This is a genomic window from Phormidesmis sp. 146-33, assembly GCF_052939515.1.
In genome coordinates this window covers 1-10,005 of record NZ_JBJPHU010000175.1, presented here as the reverse complement: position 1 = coordinate 10,005, position 10,005 = coordinate 1, and the positions used below count along the sequence as shown (strand labels likewise).

10 protein-coding genes are annotated in these 10,005 nt (G+C 48.7%); 4 read left to right on the top strand and 6 right to left on the bottom strand.

The features are described 5' to 3' along the window. Window positions 1-54 precede the first annotated feature (54 nt). The 4 genes from ACJ2PR_RS33540 to ACJ2PR_RS33525 are packed head-to-tail and all read right to left on the bottom strand — an operon-like array spanning window position 55 to window position 2,546. Window positions 55-843 (bottom strand): ABC transporter permease, encoded by a 789-nt coding sequence (locus ACJ2PR_RS33540; RefSeq protein WP_446866502.1) that lies wholly within the window; start codon window positions 841-843, stop codon window positions 55-57. Between the two features lie 22 nt (window positions 844-865). Further along, complete coding sequence (locus ACJ2PR_RS33535; protein ID WP_446880296.1) at window positions 866-1,243, bottom strand: HEPN domain-containing protein; 378 nt, start codon at window positions 1,241-1,243, stop codon at window positions 866-868. Then, on the bottom strand, window positions 1,240-1,560 hold the full coding sequence (locus ACJ2PR_RS33530; protein ID WP_446880295.1) for a nucleotidyltransferase domain-containing protein: 321 nt from the start codon (window positions 1,558-1,560) through the stop codon (window positions 1,240-1,242). Before ACJ2PR_RS33530 ends, ACJ2PR_RS33535 begins: the two co-directional genes overlap by 4 nt. Further along, on the bottom strand, window positions 1,557-2,546 hold the full coding sequence (locus ACJ2PR_RS33525; protein WP_446880294.1) for an ABC transporter ATP-binding protein: 990 nt from the start codon (window positions 2,544-2,546) through the stop codon (window positions 1,557-1,559). Before ACJ2PR_RS33525 ends, ACJ2PR_RS33530 begins: the two co-directional genes overlap by 4 nt. Before the next feature lie 224 nt (window positions 2,547-2,770). On the opposite strand from ACJ2PR_RS33525, the gene ACJ2PR_RS33520 reads away from it, so the two are divergent. Next, a complete protein-coding gene (locus ACJ2PR_RS33520; protein WP_446880293.1) occupies window positions 2,771-4,678 on the top strand; it encodes an iron uptake porin in 1,908 nt (635 codons plus the stop codon). Window positions 4,679-4,839: 161 nt separating this feature from the next. Further along, a complete protein-coding gene (locus ACJ2PR_RS33515) occupies window positions 4,840-5,529 on the top strand; it encodes a hypothetical protein (protein ID WP_446880292.1) in 690 nt (229 codons plus the stop codon). Between the two features lie 167 nt (window positions 5,530-5,696). On the opposite strand, the gene lysS is transcribed toward ACJ2PR_RS33515, so the two are convergent. Continuing rightward, window positions 5,697-7,226 (bottom strand): lysine--tRNA ligase, encoded by a 1,530-nt coding sequence (gene lysS / locus ACJ2PR_RS33510; RefSeq protein ID WP_446880291.1) that lies wholly within the window; start codon window positions 7,224-7,226, stop codon window positions 5,697-5,699. Window positions 7,227-7,861: 635 nt separating this feature from the next. On the opposite strand from lysS, the gene ACJ2PR_RS33505 reads away from it, so the two are divergent. Next, window positions 7,862-8,929 carry a hypothetical protein gene (locus tag ACJ2PR_RS33505; protein WP_446880290.1) on the top strand — a complete coding sequence of 356 codons (1,068 nt, stop codon included), beginning with the start codon at window positions 7,862-7,864 and terminating at the stop codon, window positions 8,927-8,929. Between the two features lie 90 nt (window positions 8,930-9,019). Here the strand turns inward: ACJ2PR_RS33505 and ACJ2PR_RS33500 are convergent, their stop codons facing one another. Further along, window positions 9,020-9,310, bottom strand: coding sequence for a hypothetical protein (locus ACJ2PR_RS33500; protein WP_446880289.1), 291 nt, complete (start codon window positions 9,308-9,310; stop codon window positions 9,020-9,022). A gap of 94 nt (window positions 9,311-9,404) precedes the next feature. On the opposite strand from ACJ2PR_RS33500, the gene ACJ2PR_RS33495 reads away from it, so the two are divergent. Continuing rightward, on the top strand, window positions 9,405-9,947 hold the full coding sequence (locus tag ACJ2PR_RS33495) for a DUF3291 domain-containing protein (RefSeq protein ID WP_446880288.1): 543 nt from the start codon (window positions 9,405-9,407) through the stop codon (window positions 9,945-9,947). The last annotated feature ends 58 nt before the right edge of the window (window positions 9,948-10,005 follow it).

Below are 10,005 nucleotides of genomic sequence, written 5' to 3'. Positions count from 1 at the left end.
CCTCATCCCTCATCCCTCATCCCTCATCCCTCATCCCTCATCCCTCATCCCTCCCTACGCTCCCATTCCCGAATACTGCTTCAAGCCTTTGCGCCACAGCCAGCGATTGAGGGCGAAAAATCCCAGTCCCCAGGCCAACATGACGAGAAATCCTTGCAGCAAATTAGTGGGCAATCCGACAAGAATACTCGCAGGGAAATTGATCAAGTAGGGAAACGGTGTAAACAGGGCGATCGTTCTAATTTCGGGTGGAAACACCTCTAATGGAGCCACCACACCAGAGAGAAATAGATAGAACAAAAACCAGAATTCTTGTAATGCACTGGCTCGTTCTGTCCAAAAGGAAAGCATGGCGATCGTATACTGCATGATGAATTGTAGTGCAAACGCCAATCCAGTCGCTAAAAGGAACCACAAAAAATTAGTTAAACTGGGAATCCAAAATGCTGTGGGATACAGCCAGAAGAATAGTCCGATCAACAGAATTGCGAATGGCACCCGCGCAAACTTTTCTGAAATGTGGGAAATCACATGATAGAAAGCGGGATCGATCGGTTGCATCAAGCGAAACGACAATTTGCCTTCAATGACTTCTCGCTCAAACTCCCAAATTACCCAGACGATCGTCAACTGCCTGACCAAAAAAACAGCCAAAAAATAACGCGCAAAATCAGTCGGTGACAAGCCAAAATTTGTCTGTTGGGCTGCTTGTATCCACACGCCCATGAGTATGATTGGCAACGAGCCAGACAACACCCACAAAATCAATTCTGCTCGATATTCCACCATGTAGTCGTAGTAGACCAGCAGCATGGTTTTGATGACTCTAAATAATCGTTTCATAGTTGTAAACTGGGCTTGTAAATTAACTTTCTAGCATTTGCGCTGCTAACTCTAAAAACTGTTCTGCCCGAAGGATTTGTTCTGCTGCTTGTACTTCGGTCAGTTCTGGGGTTGTATCATAATCACCTTGACGACGAATTTGTTCGGCTGTAGTGAGATAGCGGTGAAACTCAACAGGAACTCTTCCAGTATTTGCAAAACGTTGACCAAATGCTGAAATTACCGCAGAGTGTTTAGAAAAAGATAAGTTGTCTCCTTCTAGAAATGCTTCAACAATATAAAACATTGTGTAATAGGCACGAGTCACTGCAAACTCTGGCAAACCTTCCCGATTAAGAACTTTTGCAGCTTCTAAACTTCTCACCTCTTTTTGCAGCAAAGCTTGCTGTTCGGAAGTCATACCGTGACTCCTTCTTGGCGAACGTTTCGGAGGAAGCCACCTTGAGTTTGATCAAAACGATTGCTTCCAACAAAAGTACAGGAAAGTAGAACATTGTGTTGTAAACAAAGCGATGTCACTAGATAACTTGTGCGCTCAATTTCTGATGCAAAATCAACAGGTTCTCTCAGAACAACTAACACATCAATATCTGAATCAGGTAGTGCATCACCTCTGGCTTGAGAACCATAAAGAACGACTCGAATCAAGCGATCGCCATACATTTCATTAAGTTGACAGCGCAACTGCACCAAGATTGGTTGTATTTTCTCATTCATGATAATTGTGCGGTTCCGGCTTGAAAAACCTGACCGATGACTTCTTCGATCGGCGGATCAGTCACTGTTAGATCAACCACTTCCAGATCCGCTAAAAGCTTTCCTACTAAAGTTGTGAGATGTTCTTGTCGGACTAAAAAACGAGCCGATTGTTTGTCAAATGCTTGCAGATCTGCATAGATAGAAAGCTGATCTTTTGAGTAAGGCCGCGCAAATTCGACACTGACTTCTCGACAGGGCGCAAAGCGATCGACCAGTCCTTCAAGACTGCCGTCATAAATCAATTGCCCTTGATGAATCATCAAAACTCGCTGACACAATGCAGTAATGTCTGCCATGTAGTGACTGGTCAGCAAAATGGTGGCTTGATAGCGTTGGTTATAGTCTCGCAAAAACTCTCGAACCGCGACTTGAGCATTCACATCTAATCCCAGGGTTGGCTCATCCAGAAACAGAACTTCGGGCTGGTGCAGTAAGGCGGCCAACAGTTCGGCTTTCATGCGTTCGCCAAGAGACAGTTTGCGGACAGGCTGCGTCAGTTTGCCTTCTAGTGCCAGCATTTCTGAAAGTTCGCTCACCCGATGATCAAAGTCGCGATCGCGAATCCCATAAACCGCCGCATTGATCTTGAGTGAATCCATTGCAGGTAGATCCCAGATCAATTGCTGCTTTTGCCCCATGACCAGGGTGACTTTTTTGAGAAAGGGCGATCGTCGCTCAAACGGCGTGTGTCCTGCAACGTTGACGTGACCTTCTGAAGGGTGAATCAATCCCGTTAACATTTTCAGCGTTGTGGTTTTTCCGGCTCCGTTGGCTCCCAAAAATCCGACCATTTCGCCAGCTTCGATCTGAAACGAGACATCCTGAACTGCTTTGATCAATCGATAGTTGCGCTTAAAGAAGTGATTGAAAGTGCCTTTGAGTCCAGATTCTTTAACTGAGACCGGATAAACCTTGCTCAGGTGTTTGACCTCGATGGTAGACATGTTGAAATTTGCGATGCAGGACTATTTCTAGCGTAGATGATTTGAAAATGTTGTGAACTGACAATCTTGGAGGATTTTCCTGGAGCATTTAAGGAGGCACAAGTCGCTAGTTTTTATAAAGTTAATTGTTCATTTCCAAACTTTCTCGTGCCAAAATCAAAATTTGACCTTAAATAGAAGCGAACTCTATTGGAGTTCCTGTTGTTAATAGCTGTGAGGTTAGTATGGTGAATCTTAAGGGCAGAGGAGCAGTGTGGATGCTCTCAGGAATGTTGGGCGTTTTGTTAGCGAGTCCTGGACGTGCCGAGTCGTCGGTTTCTCTCATTGCACAAGCCATGCCGCCGCAGACCGCGCCTCCTGGAACGATCGACGAATCATCCTATATTCCTGCAAAGATCGAAACTGTTCCACCGAAACCGTCAGACCCAGTTAGCGAAACTGCCCCGCCGCCAGCAGGAACGCCGATCGCTGCTCCCGTCACCGCTCCGCCACAGGCTTCTCAACCGATCGCTCCTGTTCCCAAGATTGAAACCGTCCCGCTACAGGCTTCAGAAACTCCCACTGCCGCCCCGTCCGTTCCCGCAGAAGCCGCCTCTTCACAAGCCCCGTCAGACACATCGCAGCCTCAAGTTACCTCCGTTTCTCAACTGTCAGACGTGCGCCCTACAGACTGGGCCTTTCAAGCGCTGCAATCCTTGGTGGAACGCTACGGATGTATCGCGGGATACCCAGATAAAACCTATCGTGGTAATCGAGCCATGACACGGTATGAATTTGCAGCCGGATTGAATGCGTGTCTCGATCGCGTCAATGAGTTAATCGCTGCATCAACCGCAGATCTCGTCAAAAAAGAAGATTTAGTGACGCTACAAAGACTGCAAGAAGAATTTGCTGGAGAATTGGCAACGCTACGCGGACGAGTTGATGCATTAGAAGCGCGCACTACGACGTTAGAAAAGCAGCAGTTCTCAACCACCACCAAGCTGAGTGGAGAAGCAATTTTTGCGGTAACAGACTTCTTTGGCGACCAAGCCTCTGATTTTGGCAACAACAACGCCGTCTTGCAGGATCGCGTGCGGGTAGATCTGCAAACCAGCTTTAGCGGTCGAGACATTTTGCACACTCGTCTCACGGCTGGAAATTTCATCACACCGAATTCACCTGCGAGTCTCGCGCCTGCTGTTCCACAGGGCACGGCCGAAGGAACGTTGAGTTCAAGCGTCAATGGGGATAGTGGCAATCAAGTTTCGCTCGATCGCTTAGATTACACCTTCCCCATTGGCGAACAAATTAAAGTCTATGTTGCGGCAACGGGCGGACGCAGCAGCCATTTTGTCTCGACGGCCAATCCGTTTTTTGATGATCAGGATGGTGGCAATGGCTCAATTTCGACCTTTGGGCAACAAAATCCCATTTATCGAATTGGGGGTGGGGCAGGCTTTGCAGTGAGCTTTGCGCTTGACCGTGACGAGAAATTTGTGCTGACGGGCGGTTATCTGTCTGAGAATGCGCCTGATCCTGCGACCGATCGCGGCTTGTTTGGTGGCAATGATGCGGTCGTCGGACAACTGACGCTCAAACCCAGTCCTGCGCTGCAAGTAGGATTGACCTTTGTACATGGCTTCCATTTTTCGGGCAATTCGATCTTTGATATGGGCGGCGATCGCTTTCTCACCGGGACGGCTCCCGCCAATGCGCTCAACACGGGACTGGGGTTAAATGCGTTTACCAACTCCTATGGGGCATCTGTCGCGTTTAGGCTCAGTCCTGGAATTGCAATCAATGCCTTTGGGGGCTACACCGATCTGATGGTGAACGATCGCACCTTTCATGGTGAAATCTGGTACTACGGCGTAGGGTTAGCCTTTCCAGATCTGTTGAAGAAGGGCAGTTTGGGTGGGGTTATCGTTGGGGTCGAGCCATATCTTGGCAGTGTCGATCGCAACAACATCAGCCTCACTCAATTGGGATTGGCCAATGACACCTCACTGCATGTCGAAGCGTTTTATCGATATCAAGTGAACGATCGGATTTCCATCACGCCCGGCGTTATCTGGGTTACAGCTCCCGATCAGTCCAGAAACAACGCCGATTCTGTCATCGGCACGCTCCGCACAACCTTCTCCTTCTAACGAACGGTTAGTAGACGACGACCTCGCAGGTGGGTAACTCACCATTTCTGAAGAAGTTGCCCATCGCGTTCTATAGGCTCCCCGATTGTCACAATCGCACAACCTTCTAAAGCTGTGGACTTACCCGTTAAATTGTGGTACTGAAAGAATATGAGTTCAGTATGTCTCAGCAACTTAGAGGTTTGGGTGTGATGGATATGGGAGCTTTATGGATGAATAAGGTAAGCGATCGCAGCCTTTTGGTCAGAGTTTTAGCCGGGGTGACGATGGCGACGATCGCGGTAGAGTTGCCTGTTTTGGCGGTTTCTCGACCTGCTCCGATGCGATTGGCTCAAGTGGCTTGTGTGGTCAGTAAGACGACTTCGGTTTTTAGAACGCCAAATCCTAGAGACCCAGAGGTGCTGCCGATTCGTCCGCTGAATGTGGGGACTGCGGTGGCTCTAGTAGAACCGTTACCCAGCGTTCCGCCTGCCCGTGTCCAGATTAAGCCGAGTGGATTTGTGGATTATGCCGCGCTCGATTGTGGAAGACCCACGACTCCCGTCACTCCGCCAAATGCCACCAAAACGAGTGTGTGTCGCCTCGTGAGAAGTACCGTCATTTCAATGGATGTGCACCGAGACTCCAAGCGTGGGACAGCGGCGATCGCGGCCGTCGGGGCTAATCAGCGCGTTTTTGTCACCCAGGTTGGAGGGGTGACGACTACTCGAAAAGATGCAAACGGCGAAGTGTGGGTAGAAGTTGACCTCCAGCGAACGTTTGGCAGAAATTTCGGAATTTCACCCAGTTTTGGCTGGCTTTCTAACAGCGAACCCGCCGATCCGAGAAGCACTTTGGTCAACGGATGTTAGTTAAACGTGGATTCGAGGAAATTTTTCACTGCGGTTGTCAGTCCAGTCCGCTCCCCAAATCCCAGCAGAGAGAGACTTTGAACGTCGTATCTAAAAGTTCCTCACAGTTCGAGGTTGGGGGGCAGAAAATTGAAACACCGAAGCGAAGAAGATTCATAGAATTCGCCCTAACTTTCTGAATCTTCCTCGCCCTCAGAATCAGATTTCTCAGGTTTCAACAATGGGAAGGCGATCACATCGCGGATACTAGCGGAATCAGTGAGCACCATGACCAAACGATCGATGCCGATCCCCAATCCTCCTGTCGGCGGCATTCCATATTCCAGCGCAGTTAAGAAGTCTTCATCAACGCCATGCGCTTCGAGATCTCCGGCAGCTTTGCGGGCAGCTTGCGCTTCGAGACGTTCTCGCTGATCTAGGGGGTCGGTCAACTCAGAAAAGCTATTGGCAGTTTCACGGCCGACCATAAATAACTCAAATCGTTCCACCAGTCCAGGTTTGGCGCGATGGGGCTTGGCTAACGGAGAAATCTCGATCGGATAATCCAACACAAAAGTTGGCTGAATTAAGGTCGTCTCCACTGTTTGCTCAAAGGCTTCGTTGAGAAGTTTGCCGATCGATTCACAGTTCTCTACATCCATCAATCCCGCAGTTTTGGCAGCCGATTTTGCCTCGTCTAGAGAGGAGAATTGCGAAAAATCAACGCCCGTTTTTTCCTGAACAATGTCATGCATCGTTACTCTGCGCCACGGAGGAGTCAGGTCAACCGATTCGCCCTGATAGGTGAGTTGCAGCGTTCCTAAAACCGTTTGCGCGACGGTTGTAATCATGGTTTCAGTCAGGGCCATCATGTCTTGATAGTCGGCGTAGGCTTGATAAACCTCGATCGTCGTAAACTCCGGATTGTGTCGAGTCGAAATCCCCTCATTGCGAAAGATCCGCCCCATCTCAAACACCTTTTCAAACCCGCCGACGACCAACCGTTTTAGGTGCAATTCTGTGGCGATTCGCAGATACAAGTCCATGTCCATTGTGTTGTGATAAGTCACAAACGGACGAGCATCTGCGCCCCCAGCTTCTGACATCAGAACGGGCGTTTCGATTTCGATAAAGCCTTGCTGGTCAAGGTAGCGACGCATCCCCGCAGTGATTAAGGCGCGTCGTCGAAACGTTTCTCTCACTTCAGGATTGACAATCAAATCGACATATCGCTGGCGGTAACGCTTTGCCACGTCGGTGAGTCCATGCCATTTATCAGGCAGTGGCAGCAGCGATTTCGTTAGCATTGTATAGTCTTTGACATAGACCGAGAGTTCGCCTTTCTCGGTGCGTTTTACCGTGCCTTTTGCGCCGATGATATCTCCCACATCGGTAAGCTGTTTTAGATGGTCAAACGCCTGCGGATCTGCCTCGCCCATGTGTTCTTGAATGCGCTTCTTATCCAGGTAAAGCTGAATGCTGCCTGTTTCATCCTGCAACGTAAAAAACGCCAGTTTACCAAACACCCGCCGCGCAAGAATTCTGCCTGCGATCGCCACCTCGATCTCAATTTCTTCCCCATTGGACAACTCAGCATATTTCTCTTGCAGTTCGTGAGCGGAGTGGGTTGACTGCCAGCGATAAGCGTAGGGGTTAATGCCCAGTTGCTTAAGTTGTTCAGCTTTTTCGATACGAGTGGCACGAAGTTCTTCTGACATAGGGTTACAAATTCCTGGGGACAATACCAGGGGGCTTTCTGGGTCTAAATTACAATCCTTAATTATAGAGGGAAGATACCAAGCTAGACCTCGGCGTGAGCTCTTGAGGAGGGATGGGGGAGGAGGGATGGGGGAGGAGGGAGGAGGGAGGAGGGTTCTGCCCAGTGATAGCAAGTGAGTGGGAGAGACGATCGCTTCATCTTGCGATATCAGTAGGAATTTAGACAAACGATCTTGGGTGCTCCCAAACTGCATATTTCAAGATAAGTAGGTGTTCTCTGGAATATACAATTATTTAGCTAGTGCATTCCTCGCATAACTAGTGTGTAGATAGTGAAACTTGCAGGATCGTATTAAGAAACAATAAAAATCCAGTGAAAAAAGAATCTCCAATCTCATAAACTGGTTGTGCTTGATTCCTCCTTACGGTATATTTACTCTCATTAAATGAGATCTTGATTCAGACGTTTCCAGTATTTACACAGGTTAGCGATCGAGAGCAATCTGGCTCAGATTATTCTACGGTGGTTGATTTGTCTCGATAAATTTCCAGAAGTCACTGAGCGTAGACAGGTTGTCGTGTGCGTTTAGTTACTCTGTTCATTGTTAATTTTTGATAAGTTTGGGCTAAAGCAATGACTCGATCAGCATCTATCCAGACTCAGATTGTCCCCCCTACTCGCACCTCCGAGACTCCTTCTGACGAGCGTCCTCTAACGGACAAAGCCAAATCAAATCTGCACACACTGGCGGCGGCCTGGGCGAGAAAGTACATCGTCTCAGTCACTTCAGATTATGACGAAGCGCAGATCAAGAAGGTCGATCGCTTCTCGGATTACGCTTCTTTAGAAGGGCGACAGTACACCACTGAGAAGCTGATGAAAAGTCTAAAATCAGCCAGCGCTCAGGCCTGGTCGATGACCGAAAATCTTTTGGCGGTCGAAGTGTTGCGTCATGGGATTGATTCTGATTTGCTTGACCCCTGGCAAATTGCAGCAGACTCCCATCAGCTATTTGAGAAGGCCCTGGTGGCGTATGGCGATCGACTCACCCCCCAGCGTCTCTCAGTCGTAATTGGGGATGACTGCGGACGGCTCCGCCAAAAATATACAGCCGAAGATCCGCGCACGATCGGCTTTGTCAGTATGCAGTTTCACCATACGGGCAAGGTTCTTTTAGACCAGCTTTCTCCTGCCGAGCATCTGCTATTTTCGCCCTACCTCAAAGTAATGGACGATCACATGTATATGCCATTGCGAGATGCTTATCAGGCGGCGGCAAACCATGATGCCGATTCTCCTGAGCTAGTGGCTGTGCAAAATTTGTTGCCGATTAGTAGTCGCGTCGCCCATCGCGTCTGTGATCAAATTCGTCGTCTCAATCCGGGTTATCAAACTTACAGCGGCAGTCTCAACTCATCAGATGTGAAAACTTCTAGCCTGCGCGATGTTGAGATGTTTTTGGTCTATCTGTGTCTATGCGCTCTAGAGGGAAATGTCTCTTCGGTGCAGCGCCAATTGTTTCCGCTGTGCGTGATGCTCTATCCTCGCCTAAAGGTCAAGTGGCAGATGGTGCAGGATATGTTGCAGGTGATCGGCTGGGAGCTATACGCACAACTCTCTCCCGCAGACATGACGATCTTGATTCCTTATCTACGGACATTATCAGAAATGTTTTCGACAGATGTCTTTCAGGGAGTTTAGTAAGCTACCCAGGAAGTGTCAGGAGCAGTTTTGTAAGTTGAGATGGCATCTGAGACTTGAGAGACAACTGCTCAAATTCAAGCAACCTTTTCATCGCTTAAAGAAACTGCAAATTAGTTGGACGGAGGGATCTCGATCGGAGCGCACCACCCGCCCATCGTTTTGTACCTTAACTTTTTGGCGACAATCATAAAACTCCATCGCAGTCACTACGCCATCCACGCTGACAGATGCACGATATTCCCAGTGGTTTTTGGCGCTGCGTTTGATTTGAATGATGCAAATCCGCTGCTCGTTTAACGTGCGACAGGTTGCAGCCTCTACCGAAGGTACGATCCCGACAAACAGCAAAAGAGACAGCAACAGAGCAATTGTTTTCATTTCTAAAGTTATTAACTAAATCGCGTCAATAGATACCCCTTGAGATAGATGATTTGTGCGAAGATTCTCACTAACCATCTACCTGGTTTAGACGATGCAGCGAATTTACCCAGAATTATTTCATCTTGCCCAAGTTAATATTGCAACGCTTCGCGCTCCTTTACACGACCCACAGATGGCTGATTTTGTCGCCCAAATTCGCGATGTCAATCGAGTTGCCGATGTTGACCCTGGTTTTGTCTGGCGCTTACGCAGTGAAGGAGAAGACGACGCGACAAACATTCGAGCCTTTGAGGACGATCGCATCTTGATCACCCTCACCGTTTGGCGATCGCTCCAGGCGCTATCTGACTATGTTTATCAGGGTGCTCATGCGGGAGTAATGCGCGATCGCCGCCGCTGGTTTGTCAAAACCAATCAACCGATTCTCGCGCTCTGGTGGCTCCCAGTTGGAAAATTCCCCACCGTTGAGCAGGCCAAAGAACGCCTGAAACATTTGTGTTTACACGGTTCCACTGCCTACGCTTTCTCATTTGGCAAGCCGTTTCCTAGTCCTGTGGCGATTTCTTCGAATTATCCAGGGGGTGCTGTGACTCACTCATCTGCGATCGTCACTCCAGAGGTTACAGCCGTCTAATTGTTAACGTGAATTCGATGGGAGTTTTTCGCTTCGGTCTTCAGCGCTTCTGCCCCCC